This is a genomic window from Streptomyces sp. SID11385, assembly GCF_010548245.1.
Taxonomy (GTDB): Bacteria; Actinomycetota; Actinomycetes; order Streptomycetales; family Streptomycetaceae; genus Streptomyces.
In genome coordinates this window covers 1-14,148 of sequence record NZ_JAAGLR010000249.1, presented here as the reverse complement: position 1 = coordinate 14,148, position 14,148 = coordinate 1, and the positions used below count along the sequence as shown (strand labels likewise).

Annotated in this window: 14 protein-coding genes and 1 pseudogene; 6 read left to right on the top strand and 9 right to left on the bottom strand. The window is 72.9% G+C overall.

Translation table 11 applies throughout. The features are described 5' to 3' along the window. The 3 genes from G3I42_RS07530 to G3I42_RS37425 all read left to right on the top strand — a co-directional run. On the top strand, positions 1 to 1,388 hold a 1,388-nt coding region (locus G3I42_RS07530; RefSeq protein ID WP_164283568.1), incomplete at its 5' end, for a family 43 glycosylhydrolase. A gap of 152 nt (positions 1,389 to 1,540) precedes the next feature. Beyond that, positions 1,541 to 2,131 carry a GNAT family N-acetyltransferase gene (locus G3I42_RS07525; RefSeq protein ID WP_164283566.1) on the top strand — a complete coding sequence of 197 codons (591 nt, stop codon included), beginning with the start codon at positions 1,541 to 1,543 and terminating at the stop codon, positions 2,129 to 2,131. A gap of 52 nt (positions 2,132 to 2,183) precedes the next feature. After that, entirely contained in the window at positions 2,184 to 4,709 is a 2,526-nt protein-coding gene (locus tag G3I42_RS37425; RefSeq protein ID WP_164283564.1) for a DUF1963 domain-containing protein, read from the top strand. 47 nt (positions 4,710 to 4,756) lie between these two features. Here G3I42_RS37425 and G3I42_RS07515 read toward each other — a convergent pair whose 3' ends face one another. The 5 genes and pseudogenes from G3I42_RS07515 to G3I42_RS07495 form a co-directional block, all read right to left on the bottom strand. After that, positions 4,757 to 5,035 (bottom strand): hypothetical protein, encoded by a 279-nt coding sequence (locus G3I42_RS07515; protein WP_164283562.1) that lies wholly within the window; start codon positions 5,033 to 5,035, stop codon positions 4,757 to 4,759. Between the two features lie 28 nt (positions 5,036 to 5,063). Beyond that, entirely contained in the window at positions 5,064 to 5,744 is a 681-nt protein-coding gene (locus G3I42_RS07510; protein ID WP_164283560.1) for a class I SAM-dependent methyltransferase, read from the bottom strand. Positions 5,745 to 5,812: 68 nt separating this feature from the next. Next, a pseudogene (locus tag G3I42_RS07505) lies at positions 5,813 to 5,985 on the bottom strand (DUF397 domain-containing protein). Positions 5,986 to 6,052: 67 nt separating this feature from the next. Next, the gene (locus G3I42_RS07500) at positions 6,053 to 6,235 is read right to left on the bottom strand and encodes a DUF397 domain-containing protein (RefSeq protein ID WP_164283558.1); all 183 of its coding nucleotides are present in this window, start codon (positions 6,233 to 6,235) and stop codon (positions 6,053 to 6,055) included. After that, positions 6,232 to 7,071, bottom strand: a complete 840-nt coding sequence (locus G3I42_RS07495; protein ID WP_164283556.1) for a helix-turn-helix transcriptional regulator — start codon at positions 7,069 to 7,071, stop codon at positions 6,232 to 6,234. Before G3I42_RS07495 ends, G3I42_RS07500 begins: the two co-directional genes overlap by 4 nt. A 144-nt stretch (positions 7,072 to 7,215) precedes the next feature. On the opposite strand from G3I42_RS07495, the gene G3I42_RS07490 reads away from it, so the two are divergent. Further along, positions 7,216 to 7,665: an ATP-binding protein gene (locus tag G3I42_RS07490; RefSeq protein ID WP_164283554.1), complete on the top strand. Its 450-nt coding sequence runs from the start codon at positions 7,216 to 7,218 to the stop codon at positions 7,663 to 7,665. Between the two features lie 66 nt (positions 7,666 to 7,731). Further along, positions 7,732 to 8,859, top strand: a complete 1,128-nt coding sequence (locus G3I42_RS07485; protein WP_164283552.1) for an aminopeptidase P family protein — start codon at positions 7,732 to 7,734, stop codon at positions 8,857 to 8,859. A gap of 78 nt (positions 8,860 to 8,937) precedes the next feature. Here G3I42_RS07485 and treZ read toward each other — a convergent pair whose 3' ends face one another. The 4 genes from treZ to G3I42_RS07465 form a co-directional block, all read right to left on the bottom strand. After that, positions 8,938 to 10,689 (bottom strand): malto-oligosyltrehalose trehalohydrolase, encoded by a 1,752-nt coding sequence (gene treZ / locus G3I42_RS07480; protein WP_164283550.1) that lies wholly within the window; start codon positions 10,687 to 10,689, stop codon positions 8,938 to 8,940. A 357-nt stretch (positions 10,690 to 11,046) separates the two neighbouring features. After that, positions 11,047 to 11,298 carry a hypothetical protein gene (locus G3I42_RS07475; RefSeq protein ID WP_164283548.1) on the bottom strand — a complete coding sequence of 84 codons (252 nt, stop codon included), beginning with the start codon at positions 11,296 to 11,298 and terminating at the stop codon, positions 11,047 to 11,049. A gap of 174 nt (positions 11,299 to 11,472) precedes the next feature. Next, positions 11,473 to 11,868 (bottom strand): VOC family protein, encoded by a 396-nt coding sequence (locus G3I42_RS07470; protein ID WP_164283546.1) that lies wholly within the window; start codon positions 11,866 to 11,868, stop codon positions 11,473 to 11,475. A gap of 10 nt (positions 11,869 to 11,878) precedes the next feature. Next, positions 11,879 to 13,381 carry an MFS transporter gene (locus tag G3I42_RS07465; RefSeq protein ID WP_164283544.1) on the bottom strand — a complete coding sequence of 501 codons (1,503 nt, stop codon included), beginning with the start codon at positions 13,379 to 13,381 and terminating at the stop codon, positions 11,879 to 11,881. Between the two features lie 150 nt (positions 13,382 to 13,531). Between G3I42_RS07465 and G3I42_RS07460 the strand changes: the two genes are divergently transcribed. Beyond that, positions 13,532 to 14,125 carry a TetR/AcrR family transcriptional regulator gene (locus G3I42_RS07460; RefSeq protein ID WP_164283542.1) on the top strand — a complete coding sequence of 198 codons (594 nt, stop codon included), beginning with the start codon at positions 13,532 to 13,534 and terminating at the stop codon, positions 14,123 to 14,125. The last annotated feature ends 23 nt before the right edge of the window (positions 14,126 to 14,148 follow it).

Sequence of the window (14,148 nt, the reverse complement as noted above, 5' to 3'; positions counted from 1 at the left end):
CCGACGAGGCCGCCGCCGCTCCGGCCGCCGCCGCGCCCGCCGCGCGGGCAGCCGCCGCCGGGACGTTCCGCAACCCGCTCAACACCGGCCCGGACCCGTACATGACGTACTGGAACGGCAACTACTACCTGACCACCACGCAGGGCGACAGCGTCAAGATGTGGCGCTCCCCGTCGCTGAGCACGCTCCTGACGGCCGATCCCGTCACCGTGTGGACCGACACCGACGCGAGCCGGAACCAGCACATCTGGGCGCCCGAGTTCTACCGCTTCAACAACCGCTGGTACCTCTACTACACGGCAGACGACGGCACCGACGACCACCACCGCGTCTTCGTCGCCGAGTCCGACCGGGACGACCCGACCGGCCCGTACCACTTCAAGGCGAAGCTCGCCCCGCCCAACCACGCGAACGACTTCGCCATCGACCCCGGCATCCTCCAGCTCAACGGACGCCTCTACCTCGCCTACAGCGGCATCAACCAGTACCAGCACAACGGCCTCAACCTCGCCCCGATGTCGAACCCGTACACCGTCTCCGGCAACGCCGTCGCGCTCGACGGGGCAGGCGGCTGCCCCGAGGTCCGTGAGGGCCCGGAGTTCCTCTACCGCAACGGCCGCACGTGGATGACGTACTCCACCTGCGACACGGGGAAGCCGGACTACCAGCTCTGGATGATGTCCCTCCCGGACGGCGCCGACCCGCTCGTGCCCGGCAACTGGCAGCAGCACCAGGGAGCCGTCTTCTCGCGCGCCGACGACCACGGCGTCTACGGGCCGGGTCACCACGCGCTCTTCAAGTCCCCGGACGGCAAGGAGGACTGGATCGTCTACCACGCCAAGTCCACGTCCGTGAACACCTACAGCAACCGCACCACGCGCGCCCAGCGCATCGGCTGGAAGGCGGACGGCAGCCCGGACTTCGGCGTCCCGCTCGCGACCGGCGCGACCCAGGACCTGCCCTCGGGCGACCCCGGCCCCAGCGCCTACTGGATCAACGACGACGGCCGCTCCAGCGGCGCGGGCTCCCTCGCCTACACCGGCACCTGGAACTCCGGCACCGGCTGCGGCGTGCAGTGCTTCTGGGGTGACGACCACTGGAGCGCGACGACGGGCAACACCGCCACGTACACCTTCACCGGCACGAGGATCGCCCTGCTCTCCGTACGGGACACCGGCAACGGCTACGCGGCGGTGAGCATCGACGGCGGCGCCGAACAGCGCCTCGACTACTACGGCACGCCGCGCACCGGCGAGAACCTCCAGTACCTGAGCCCCCGCCTGCCCAGCGGCAAGCACACCCTGCGCGTGCGGGTCACCGGTGACCACGACGGGCAGTCCGGCGCGTCCTTCGTGAGCGTGGACAGGGCGGAGGTCTGGACGAACTGACCCGCGTCCTCGCCCCGGTCCGGCCGGACCGCGTACGGGCCGCGCCTCGCGCGCGGCCCGCGTGGTCCGGCCGTCCTCGCGCCCGGGTCCGGCCGGCCATCGGGTCCGAAATCCCGTGGTGGACCCCGGCCGTCGTTGACGAGGATCGGGGCATGCACGTTCTCCTGGAGACCGACCGCCTCACCCTCCGCGCCTTCACCGAGGCCGACACGGACGACCTTCTCGCCCTGGACAACGATCCGGCCGTGACGCGCTTCATCAACGGCGGCCGTCCCACGAGCCGCGAGGAGATCCGGACCGGGCCGCTGCCCCGTCTCCTCCACCACTACCCGGGCCTCGGCACGCGCGGCTACTGGGCCGCCCAGGAGCGGGAATCGGGCGCGTTCCTCGGCTGGTTCGCCTTCCGCCCCCTCCTCGAACAGAGCCCCGACGAGGTCGAACTCGGCTACCGCCTGCGCCAAGAGGCGTGGGGGAGGGGCTATGCGACGGAGGGCTCCCGCGCCCTGATCCGCAAGGGCTTCACGAGCCTCGGCGTCCACCGCGTCACCGCCAACACGATGACGGTCAACACGGCCTCGCGCCGCGTGATGGAGAAGTGCGGCCTCACCTTCCTCCGCCACTACACCGAGGACTGGCCGGACGTGATCGAGGGCTCGGAGCACGGGGATGTGGAGTACGAGCTGACACGGGCCGCGTGGGAGCGCGGGGTGGGCGCGGAGAGGCGCCGCGGAGACGTCCAGTAGGGCAAGTCCCCTGCTTCGACAGGGTGTTCGAGCGCCCCATAGGATCCCCGACATGCCACAGGACGAGACTGGAAACACCGAAGACACGCAGACCCCGTCAACCGCTCCAGCCGATCCAGGTGCCCTCGGGTCCGCTGTGCGCGTCTGCCTCGCGCCGCTGGCGCTGGAGCACCTCTGCGAAGGCGTCGTCGAGTACGTCCTGCGCGGTACGGGGCCGGAGGCCCTGGCTCCCCTGTACGCGCCCGGGTCCCCGAAGGTCGCCAAGATGGTGGCGGGGGGCGGCGTGTGGGCGGCCGCTGATGTCAGCCCCGTCGCGGACGTGCACCCGGGGTGGAGCCCGGACGCCGCCGATGCCGCTCGGTTGACCGTCTACGGTGACGCTCCCGTCGGCGTTCTGGCGCGGTTCGGGCACGTGCTGGACGCGATCACCCGCGCGCAGCCGGGCCGGTTGGATTCCGGCGCGTGGCTCGCCACGCTGACCGACAGCGCCCTGACGACGGCCGGTCCCCGGTCCGAGGCGTCCCGCCGGGTGGGCGCGCGCTGGGACCTCGACCTCCTGAGCGAGATCGCCCGGGCCGGGGGCGTGCCGGTCCGCACCGCCGCGCGTGCCGCCTTGGCGGCCGTGCTCGACGAGAGACCCGGTGAGTACTGGAACTCCCGGCTCCACCTTCTGGGGAGCGATGCCGCCGCGACCTTCCTCGCCCGGCACGCCGACGCCCTCGGCGAGATCACCGTCACGGCGCGGGCCGGTGCGCGCAGGGCCGTGGCCCTCCGGTGCGCCCGTACCCCCGAGGAGCACGCCGCCCTCCTCGCCGCGCTGGCCGTCGACGAGGACCGCTTCGTGCGGGCCGAGGCACTGGCCGCGCTGGGCTGGCTCGCCCCCGGCCGGCAGGTGGAACTGCTCGTCCCGCACCTGCGGACCGCCGGACCGGAGGAACTGGCCGCTGTCCTGCGGCGCCTGGCCGACATCGAGGGCGGTGACGCGGCGATCGAGGACGTGCTGAACGCGCGGGGCGGCGAACCGCTGGACGCGGAGCGCGCCCAAGCGCTGCGCCGGACCGTGGAGCGCGCCTCGCTCACGCGGGGACCCGGCCCCGTCGTCCCCGTACCGCCGGTGAACCGGCCGACCGACGCCGACGTCCTCGCGGAACTGGGCAGTCGGCCCGCCGCCGGCCGCCGGGAGGGGAGCTACTTCTGGCCGCGCATCGAGGAGCGGCTGCCGCTGATCCCGGATGTCCGAGCGGTGCGCGACGCGCTGCGCGAGGCGGGGATGACCGACGCCGACCGCCGGGTGGCGTCACTCCTGACGACCCGCAACGCTGTGGGCCGCAACCGGTTGCTGGGGGCGGTCCTGACGCCGGAGGACGCCGAGCGGTGGTGGCCGCTCTTCGCGGAGCGGCTGGACCTGGTGGACGAGTACCTGGACGGCGGGTACCGGAAGGGGGACGCCCACGACGAGACCGTCGACACGACCGACATGACACTCACGATTCTCGCTCGCTTCCCTGTCGCTCCGGGTCCCCTGCGCGCACGCCTGACGGCGCTGGCCCTCGGCACCTCGCGACACCGCCTGAACGCGCGGCGGGTGCTCCGCGACGACGCGGAGGCCCTGGCCGCCGCGCGGGCGGCGCTGAATGGCACCGGGACGACGGCGGAGGCGACGGTACGCGCGTCGGCGGCGGAATGGCTCGCGGGCCTGGGAGAGCCGGATGTCCAGGCACCGCCGCCGGGCTGGGAGTTCGGTGAGGACGTCCTGTCCCCGGCGACCCGCGTCCTGCCCGCCCCCACGCTGTGGTGGCTCGACCGTTTCAAGGAGGAGGCGCTCGCGCAAGGCGTGCCGGCGCCGGACGTGGACCGGTGGCTCGGGCTCGCGCGCCCGATGCTGCGGACGGCTCCGGACGGGGGCGGACCGGTACGGGGCAGGCTCGGCGGGCCACTCATGCTCCCGCCGGACGTCCCGGCCCCCGGCGGCGCATCCGCCTGGGACGAGCAGCTCATCGTGACGCTCGACTTCGCCACCGTCCCCGAGGGAGCGACCGACCTGCCGCTCCCGCCCGACGGCAAAGTGCTCCTCTTCGCCAACGCCGACCTTGAACCCGAGCCCGAGGGTGGCGCGGTGTACGCGCCCGCCGGGGCCCCGGTCGAGGAGCGGGAGGTGTCCTTGAACCACTACGTCTACGAGTACGGCACCCCGGAGAAACTGGACGCCGACCTGCGCCGGACCGGCGACCTCCGGCTCGTACCGGGAGTCTCGCTGCCGACCACACCGCCCGAGGACGAGATGCTCGCCCGCCACCCCCACGCGGAGGCACTGCGGGAGATCTGGTCCGAGCAGACGGACGGCGGCGGCGAGTGGCAACTCGGCGGCCACGCGGACAACTTCGACGACTACGGCGACCCAGTGGCCGCCTCGGCGTACGCCGAGGCGGGAAAGGGCCCCGCGGACCCCGCGGACTGGGTCCTGCTCGCCCAATGGGCAGGCTTCCCCATGGCGATCCTGTACTGGACCATCCCGCGCCAGGACCTCGCGGCCGGCCGCTTCGACAGGGTCGTCGTCCAGATGCACTCCAACCCCTGAGCGCGGACGCGGGGCGGGCACCCCGGGCCCGCGCACGAAGCAAGGGATCAGCGCATCGGCCGCAAGGCGTTCTTCCGCGCCGAGCGCCGCGCCCACCACGCGCATCCCAGCAGCACGATCCCGCACCCGCTCCGCAGCCACGCGTCGGCCGCCCCGCGCAGCGCCCCCACCGCCCACAGCACCGACCACAGGGCGAGCAGCACGCACGTCGCGGTCCAGGCCACATCCCAGATCCGGCGCCTTGCCGCGACGCGTTGGGGCGTCCCGGGCTCCAAGGGGCCGAGAGCGGTGGGGTCCTTGTGCGGTCCATGCTGTGTCGTCGTCATGCCCGCCGGGTACCCCGCCCGGACGGCCTTACGGGCCGGTCCGTCCCACGCCGACGACGGTCGCGCGCCCGCCCTCCGTCCCCGGCACGACCGACACCTCGGCGGACACGAACCCGGCGGCCTTCAGCCGGGCGGCCCACTCCTGCGGCGGATAACACCAGCGCGGCACGCCGGGCACGTCAGCGCGGGGGCGCAGGAACTCCGGCCCGGACCGCTCCGGCGCCGTCTCGCCGTGCGAGAACACGAACCGCCCGCCGGGCACGAACCGTCGGCGGACCAAGGGGAAGAGCGACTCGGGGTCACAGAACCAGGCGGCCCCCCAAATGGAGTACACGACATCCCACACCCGCCCCGTCCCCGCCAAATACGTCTCCACGTCCGCGCACACGAAGTCAAGCCCCCGGACGTCCGCCCACCACCGCCGCGCCCGCGCGACCTGCACGGCCGACACGTCAACTCCCGTCACCCGCACCCCGCTTCGCGCGAGCCACGCAGCCTCCCGCCCTTCCCCGGCCCCGAGTTCGAGAGCGGTACGCGGCTCGCCGAGCAACTCCACGCCGGGCCCGTGCCCTTCGTAGGGCGTCCATCCGACCGGCAGGGGGCCGGGCGGGGCGCCGTGGGGGGAGGAGGGTTTGCAGAGGTCCCAGTAGGCGGCACGGTTCACGAAGGCTCCGGTGGGGTGGACGGCGACCAAGCGGTCCCACGCCATCCAGCGTGGAGAACGATCACGGCTCCCCGGGCCGCATCTCCCACACGGCGGCAGGTGCGGGGGCGCGATCAGCGCGGCAAATTCTCCAGGAAGCCGGTCCACGCGGTGGGGCTGGCGGTGAAGTGGGGGAGCGCGGCGTCCTTGGAGTCGCGGACGTGGATGGCGAGGGGGGTGAGGCGACCTCTACGCAGTCGCTTCCACCGGAGCCGCTCTAGCTGCTCTTGAACCAGGACAGTTCCACGGCATCTTCCTCCCCGGCGGTGGAAACCGGCAGACTTCCTCAAGCCTGCCGGTTCCGGGGCCATCTGTCAGCGCCTCGTCGCGACCTCGCTGAGGAAGCCGGTCCACGCCGTCGGGCTCGCGGTGAAGCTGGGGCGCCTGGTGTCCTTGGAGTCGCGGATGTGGATGGCGGCAGGGGTGAGGGCGACCTCCACGCAACTGTCGCCCTCCGAGCTGCTGTGGGTGCTCTTGAACCAGGTCAGAGTGCTCATGTCGCGTCTCGCATTTCTTCGATCAGCAGTTTGGAGTCGGACTCGCTGAGGGCCTGCGCGGACACCTTCGCGTAGCGCTGCTTGAGACGGCTGACCGGGTCGGGGTCGGAGATGAGCGCGCCGCTCAACTGGCCCTCCGTGTAGGCGTGCCAGCGGTGGTCCGCGGTTTCCATGAGGTGTACGGGCCCGTCAAGGCCGGCATGCTCGGGCTGGTAGCGCGGGATGATCTGCACGGACACATTCCAGTTGTCCCGGATGACGTCGAGCAGGTGGGTCAACTGCTCTTGCGCGACGTGTACTCCACCGAAGCCGCGATCGAGCACGCTCTGCTCGATCACGAAGCCGTAGGTGGTGGGTGGGTCGCGCTTCGTGCTGAGCAGTTCCTGCCGTGCGAGGCGACTCTCGACGCGCTCCTCGATGACCTCTTGGCGGGGCGTCGGCGGGACAGCACGAAGCAGCGCGCGAATGTAGGCGGGCGTCTGGAGGATTCCCGGCAGCAGGCGGGACTCGTACGTGTAGACGCCGAGAGCGGTCCGCTCCATCACCGCCCACTCCTGGTACCAGTTCGGCAGCCCTCGTCGGCGCGAAAGGTAGGGGACGAAAGCCTCCAGAATCCCGCGTGCCTCCAGTACCTCTTCGGACTGGCCGATGAAGTCCTCCGGCGGCATGCGTCGTCCCTGTTCGATCGAGGAAACCGTAGCGGGCGAGAAGCGCACCAGGTCCGCGAACTCCTGCTGCGTGAGTCCCCGCAGTACACGCAACCTCTTGAGCACCGCCCCGAAGGCCAGCAGCACCTCCGAACGCTCCGGCTCGCCCGCCGTCATCATCTTGGGCATCTAAGGGCCCTTTCGTCACTGTTCGTTCGCCACCCATGGTGCGGTGGTACCGCTCGTACTGTCCACTCCCCGCACTCGTACGCTCACCCACCGTACGAGCCCGAAGTGTGGCCCCGCCCAGGTCAGCGGTCCAGCCTTGCCGCCATGACGACCACTCGCACGCCCCGTCCGTCCATCCCCGCCCCCTTCGTCCAGCGGTTCAGTTCCACGCTGCTCGGGGCCCGTCTCGCGCGGCTTCTCGTCGTGCACGAACTCGACACGTGGGGGTTCGGGAGGGGGAGCGCTCTCGTGGGGCGGGTCGAGATCGTCGTGGGGGAGTTGGCGGCCAACGCCGTCACTCACGGCAAGGTTCCGGGGCGGGATTTCGAGGTGCGGGCGGAACTGCGCGTGACCGAGGGCGTGTTGCGGGTCGATGTCGCCGACGCGCGCGGGGAGCGCCGGCCGCCACGGCGTCCCGGGCCGCGCGCGTCGCTCGCGGAGGGCGGGTACGGGCTCGTCCTCGTGGACGCGTGCGCGGACCGGTGGGAGGTCGTGGACCGGGGGCCGGTCGGCAAGACCGTACGGGCCGAGTTCGCCGTGGACGGCGTGCTCTGAGCGGACGCGGCCCCGCATCGCCCGTACGCTGGCGCTCGCCGTACCCGTACCGCGAAAGGCGAGCCCATGGCGACCGAGACCCCCGACCCCTTCACCTCCGCCGAGTACGAGAGCCGGATGCGACGGGCGGCGGGGAACGCGCAGGCGGCCGGGCTCGACGGGCTCATCGTGACGCCCGGCCCCGACATGGAGTGGCTGACGGGCTACCGGGTGCCCGCCGTGACCGAGCGCGCGACGCTGCTCGTCCTGGCCGCCGGGCGCGAACCCGTCCTCGTCGTGCCCGCTCTGGAGGCGCCGGACGCCGAGGAGGCCCCGGGCGCGGCGGCGCTCACGTTCGAGGGCTGGCGCGACGGGCAGGACCCCTACCAGCTCGTGATCCCGCTCCTCCCGCTCGGCGGCCGGCTCGGCGTCAGCGACAACGCCTGGGCGCTGCACCTCCTCAACCTCCAGCGCACCCTGCGCGGTTCCGCGTTCGACCCGCTGACCGAAGCGCTGCCGATGCTGCGCGCGGTGAAGGACCAGGCCGAACTGGCCCGGCTCGCCGCCGCGGCGGAGGCCGCCGACGCGACGTACGAGGAGATCAAGGGCGTCCGTTTCGCCGGGCGCCGCGAGAACGAGGTGGCGGCCGACCTCGCCGCGCTGCTCCTCGGTCACGGGCACTCGCAGGTCGACTTCACAGTCGTCGGCTCGGGCCCCAACGGCGCGAACCCGCACCACGAGGCGGGGGAGCGGGTCATCGAGGAGGGCGACACGGTCGTCCTCGACTTCGGGGGGCTCAAGCACGGGTACGGGTCCGACACGACCCGTACCGTCAGCGTCGGCGAGCCCTCCGCCGAGGTCCGCGAGGTGCACGAGGTCGTGCGGCGCGCGCAGGAGGCCGGGTGCGCGGCCGTACGCCCCGGGGCGACGTGCCAGGACATCGACCGCGCCGCGCGCGCCGTCATCGACGAGGCCGGGTACGGCGAGTACTTCATCCACCGCACCGGGCACGGCATCGGCGTCACGACGCACGAACCGCCGTACATGATCGAGGGCGAGACCCAGGAACTCGTGCCGGGCATGTGCTTCTCCGTCGAGCCCGGGATCTACCTCCCGGGCCGCTTCGGCGTCCGCATCGAGGACATCGTGACGGTGACGGAGACGGGTGGCGAGCGCCTCAACAAGACGTCACGGGACCTCGCCGTCGTCCACTGAGCCGCCCACTCGCCCCCTCCGCGAGGTGAGTGAGCACTCACCCACCTCGCGGAGGGGTACTCCGCCCGGTCCCGCCGCTCAGGCGTCCTCCGCGAGCACGACGCACGAGCATCCCGGCACCGTCACCGTGCCGCCGCCGTCCGGCTCCGCGACGTCCTCCCACGCCGCGAGCACCTTCACCGGGCCCGGCTCCACCGGCACGTCCACCGGCTCCGCGCCGAGGTTCACCGCGAGCCGCACGTCCCCGCGCCGCACCGCGAACCAGCCCGCCTCCGCGTCGTACGCCGTCTTCACGGCCGTCAGGTCGGGGGACTGGAGGTCGGGGCGGGTGCGGCGCAGGTCGATGAGCGTGCGGTACCAGGCGAAGAGGCGCGCGTGCGGCTCCTCGGCCAGCTCCGCCCAGTCGAGGCACGAGGCGTCGCGCGTCGCGTGGTCCTGCGGATCGGGGATGTCCTCCTCGGCCCAGCCGTGCTCCGCGAACTCGCGCCGCCGCCCGCGCCGCACCGCCTCCGCCAGCTCCGGATCGGTGTGGTCCGTGAAGAACTGCCACGGCGTCGACGCGCCCCACTCCTCGCCCATGAACAGCATCGGCGTGAAGGGGGACGTGAGGACGAGCGCCGCCGCGCAGGCCAGCACGCCCGGCTCCAGCTGGGCGCTCAGGCGGTCGCCGCGCGCCCGGTTGCCGACTTGGTCGTGCGTCTGGGAGTAGCCGAGGAAGCGGTGCGCGGAGGCGTGCGCGCGGTCCACGGGGCGGCCGTGGTGGCGGCCCCGGAAGGACGAGTACGTGCCGTCGTGGAAGTACGCGCCGGTCAGCGTCTTGGCGAGAGCCGCGTAGGGCTCGCGCGCGAAGTCCGCGTAGTAGCCCTGCGCCTCGCCGGTGAGCGTCGTGTGCAGCGCGTGGTGGAAGTCGTCGTTCCACTGCGCGTCGACGCCGAGGCCGTGTTCCGTACGCGGCGTGATGACGCGCGGGTCGTTGAGGTCGGACTCGGCGACGAGGAAGAGCGGGCGGCCCGTGGACTCGGCCAGCTCCGCGACCGCGCCCGACAGCTCCTCCAGGAAGCTCAGCGCGCGCTCGTCGCGCAGCGCGTGCACGGCGTCGAGGCGCAGCCCGTCGATCCGGTAGTCCCGCAGCCAGGCGAGCGCGCTCCCGCGCAGGTACGCGCGGACCTCGTCCGAGCCGGGCGCGTCGAGATTGACGGCCGCGCCCCAGGGGGTGCTGTGCCGGTCCGTCAGGTACGGGCCGAAGAGGGGGAGGTAGTTCCCGGAGGGGCCGAAGTGGTTGTGCACGACGTCGAGCACGACGCCGAGGCCGAGCCCGTGCGCGGAGTCCACGAACCGCTTGAGCCCCTCCGGGCCGCCGTACGGCTCGTGCACCGCCCACAGCGACACGCCCTCGTACCCCCATCCCCACCTCCCCGGAAAGGGGCACACGGGCATCAACTCGACGTGTGTGACCCCCAGCTCGGCGAGGTGCGGGAGCCGTTCGGCCGCCGCGTCGAAGGTGCCTTCGCGTGTGTACGTGCCGACGTGCAACTCGTAGAGCACCGCGCCCGGCAGCCCGCGCCCGGTCCACTCCGGGTGCCGCCACTCGTACGCGCCCTGGTCGACGACGGCGCTGAGCCCGTCGGGCCCGTCCGGCTGCCGCCGCGCGCGCGGATCGGGATACGGGCCCGCGCCGTCCACCACGTACCCGTACCGCGCGCCCTGCCCGGCCTCCGCCTCGGCCGTCCACCAGCCGGGGCGGGTGGGGTCGCGCTCCATCCCGTGCGCCGACTCCTCCACCTGGAGCGCGAGTCGCTTCGCCTGCGGGGCCCACACTGAGAACTGCACCGGATCTCCTTGGTCGGGGGAGGACGGGGGCAAGACACCGGACCGCTGCCGGGCTGGCGCCGGCCGGTGACGCTCGGTGTCCATGGTGGCGCAGATCAGCGAAATTCGGGGGGCTTTTGGGTGGGGGCGCTGTGTCGGGGCGCGGCGAGTGCTGCGGGGCGGGGCGGCTGTCCGGCGTGTCCTGCGGGCGGGACTGGCGAGGAGGGGCGTGGGCGGTGGTGGCGCGCGCGTCCGTGGAGGTGTGCGCGTCCGCGACGGCCTCCGAGGGCCGCAGCGTTCGCCGTTTCATGGTGGCTGGAAGGGGAAACGCCGGTCAGGCTTCCCCCGCGCGGCCATCCCTTCACGCGGCTTTCCTGCTCAAAGGATCAGCGGGAGCAATCCCGCGAAGAGGAGAAGCGCGGTGCCGACGATGGTGAAGAGCAGCCCGCAAAGCAGCGTGATGACGCGCGCGGCCGCCGGGTCCATGGGCTTCAGGCCGTATTGCTCGCGTGCCCGGTCGGCCATCGTGTACGACTTCTTCTTGACCGAGCGCAGCAATCCGAGCCCAACGAGCATCGCGATCGGCGCCATGACGAGAGCTTCGACCGTGCCCTCCGGCGCCGCACTCATTCCGCCCTTGCCCGCCGTTCCCAGGTAGTTGTTGTTTCGCTCGCCGGTCTTCTCCAGCTTGATCGGCGGAGTTTAGCAACGGCAAAGACGGGGGTGAGGAGGTGGTGTAAAGGTGGGTGATCGTTTCGTTGTGTATGCGTCTTTTTGTGTAATTCGCGCCGGGAGCCCCGGGGTTTATCCTGCCAACCGTGATCCGCTCGGGGCCCGGCTCAGGTCGACCACGCAGAAGAGGTTGTCGTCCGGGTCGGCCAGGACGACGAAGTCGGGGTTCTCCGGGTAGAGGGGCCAGTCGACGCGGCGGGCGCCGAGGGCGAGGAGGCGGGCGACCTCGGTGGACTGTTCCTCGGGGAATTCCGCGAAGAGGTCCAGGTGGACACGGGGGCGGGGCTCCGGCGGGGACTGGCTGAGCATCAGGCCCAGGGCGCGGCCCGAGCCGTCCGCGTGATGGAGCGTGCTCCACGTGTCGCTGCGCCACTCCGCGCTCTCGACGAGCGGGAGCGCGCTCGTCCAGAACGCGACCGCGCGGGCGAGGTCGGTGACGCCGATGACGGGAATTCCCAGGGTCAGCATGGGGACGAGGCTAGTGCGCCCCCGAGTGCTGCGCGTCGCGTTCCCCTTCCGGCGCGCGGAGGCGGCCCGGGCGGTGGAGGGCGAAGGTCAGGATCGCGCCGAGGGCGAAGACGCCCGCCGCCCACCAGTAGGCCGTCGCGTAGCCGTGGATGTTGGCCCGCGCGAGGGTGGTGGGGGTGTGCGCGGGGTGGGACGTCAGGTAGTGCGTGACGGCCGTCGTCGCCATCGTGTTGAAGAGCGCCGTCCCCACCGAACCACCGATCTGCTGCATGGTGCTCACGGCGGCCGACGAGACCCCCGCGTCGCGCGGCGCGACCCCGTACGTGGCCAGGCTGATCGCGGGCGCCGTGGACAGCCCCATGCCGACGCCCGCGAGGAGGAGCGGGGGCAGGAGGTGCGCGGCGTACGTGCTGCCCGTGCCCAGCGCGGTCATCCACGCCATGCCCCCGGCCGACACGGCCAGCCCCAGCGGGACGACGGGCCGGGGTCCGAAGCGCGCGAGGAGCGAGGTCGAGGCGACGACGGACACGACCATCGTGACGGCGACCATCGGCAGGAACGCGAGCCCCGTGCGCGTGGGGCTGTAGCCCAGCGTGCCCTGGAGGTAGTACGTCACGAAGAGGAAGACGCCGAAGACGCCCGCGCCCGAGACCAGGACCGTGAGGTAGGAGGCCGCACGGGTCCGGTCGAGGAGGATGCCGAGCGGGAGCAGGGGCTGCGCGGCCCGGGTCTGCCACCAGGTGAACGCGACGAGGAGCAGCGCACCCGCCGTCAGCGGTCCCCACGTGGCCGGGGCGCCCCACGTGTGCGTGGTGGCGTCGCTCAGCCCGTACACGAGCCCGAACAGCGCCGACGAGACGAGCAGCACCCCCGGCACGTCGAGCCGCACCGCGCGGTCGCGGCCCTCGCGCGGGAGCAGGCGGACGGCGCCGGCCAGCGCGACGAGCGCGAGCGCCACGTTGACGTACAGCGTCCACCGCCAGCTGAACCCCTGCGTGAGGACGCCCCCGAGCAGCAACCCGATCGCCCCGCCCGCGCCCGCGATGCCACCGAACACGCCGAACGCCTTCGCGCGCTCGCGGGGCTCGGTGAACGTCGTGACGAGCAGCGAGCGGGCCGAGGGCGCGAGGAGCGCGGCGAACGCTCCCTGGAGGGCGCGCGCCGTGAGCAGCAGGCCGAACGAGGGCGCCGCGCCGCCCAGCGCGGACGCGAGCGCGAAGCCGACGAGGCCGGTCAGGAAGACCCGGCGGCGGCCGAACATGTCGGATATCCGGCCGCCGAGCAGGAGGAGGCCGCCGAAGGCCAGCGCGTAGGCCGTGATGACCCACTGCCGGTCGCCGTCGGCGAAGCCGAGGTCCGCCTGCGCGGAGGGGAGCGCGATGTTCACGATCGTGCTGTCCAGCATCACCATGAGCTGCGCGAGCCCGATCAGGCCGAGAATCCACCACCGCCGCGAGGTGGCGGGTGCGTCGGGGTGGACCGCGCGGGCGGGGCCGCCGTCAGTGCGGGACATGGGTGTCCTTCCGCTTCCGGGCGCGCCGCGCCCCGGGATGTAATCGGCGATTACATTAGGGTGCGGATGTAAACAGCGTCAACTTCGCCGGGGTCCTACGATGTGAGCGGCCCCGTACGAGGCGGGAGGCCGCCACGACCGAGGAGCGAGATGGCCGGGAAGGACGCGTACCACCACGGTGATCTCCGTGCGGCCTGCCTGCGGGCCGCACGGGAACTCCTGGAGGAGGACGGCGGCGGAGCGCTGTCGATCCGCGCGGTCGCGCGTCGCGCCGGGGTCTCGCCCGCGGCCCCGTACCGGCACTACCCCGACCGCGACGCGCTGGTGAACGCCGTCGCGGCGCAGGGGTACCGGGAGCTGGCGGACGCGCTGGTGGCGGCGGACCCCGCGCCCGCGACGCCTGCCGACCTCGCGGCGGTCGCGGTCGCGCACGTCGCCTTCGCGCGGGACCACCCGGCGCTGTTCCGGCTGATGTTCGCCGACCCCTGCGCGCCCGCGGGGCAGGAGCGCGCCGAAGCGACGGCGGCGGTGCACGCGTACCTCACGGACAGCATCGGCCGGGCCTTCCCCGAGGCGGACCCCGGCGCCCTGTCGTGGGGCGTCATCGGCCTGGTCCAGGGACTCGCCTTCCTGCACCTGGAGGGGGAGTTCGGGCAGCAGGGGCGGGAAGCGGTGGCGGAACGGGTGCGGGTGGCGGTGCTGGCGGTGCTGGGGGCGGGGGGTGGCGGCGGGGGCGGGAGCTGAGGAGCGCGGGGGCCGAGGGTGTG

Bases quoted from the DNA above. Each gene is read 5' to 3' on its own strand.
- G3I42_RS07525 (WP_164283566.1), top strand. From the start codon at position 1,541: ATGCACGTTCTCCTGGAGACCGACCGCCTCACCCTCCGCGCCTTCACC.
- G3I42_RS37425 (WP_164283564.1), top strand. From the start codon at position 2,184: ATGCCACAGGACGAGACTGGAAACACCGAAGACACGCAGACCCCGTCA.
- G3I42_RS07515 (WP_164283562.1), bottom strand. From the start codon at position 5,035: ATGACGACGACACAGCATGGACCGCACAAGGACCCCACCGCTCTCGGC.
- G3I42_RS07510 (WP_164283560.1), bottom strand. From the start codon at position 5,744: ATGGCGTGGGACCGCTTGGTCGCCGTCCACCCCACCGGAGCCTTCGTG.
- G3I42_RS07500 (WP_164283558.1), bottom strand. From the start codon at position 6,235: ATGAGCACTCTGACCTGGTTCAAGAGCACCCACAGCAGCTCGGAGGGC.
- G3I42_RS07495 (WP_164283556.1), bottom strand. From the start codon at position 7,071: ATGCCCAAGATGATGACGGCGGGCGAGCCGGAGCGTTCGGAGGTGCTG.
- G3I42_RS07490 (WP_164283554.1), top strand. From the start codon at position 7,216: ATGACGACCACTCGCACGCCCCGTCCGTCCATCCCCGCCCCCTTCGTC.
- G3I42_RS07485 (WP_164283552.1), top strand. From the start codon at position 7,732: ATGGCGACCGAGACCCCCGACCCCTTCACCTCCGCCGAGTACGAGAGC.
- G3I42_RS07475 (WP_164283548.1), bottom strand. From the start codon at position 11,298: ATGAGTGCGGCGCCGGAGGGCACGGTCGAAGCTCTCGTCATGGCGCCG.
- G3I42_RS07470 (WP_164283546.1), bottom strand. From the start codon at position 11,868: ATGCTGACCCTGGGAATTCCCGTCATCGGCGTCACCGACCTCGCCCGC.
- G3I42_RS07465 (WP_164283544.1), bottom strand. From the start codon at position 13,381: ATGTCCCGCACTGACGGCGGCCCCGCCCGCGCGGTCCACCCCGACGCA.
- G3I42_RS07460 (WP_164283542.1), top strand. From the start codon at position 13,532: ATGGCCGGGAAGGACGCGTACCACCACGGTGATCTCCGTGCGGCCTGC.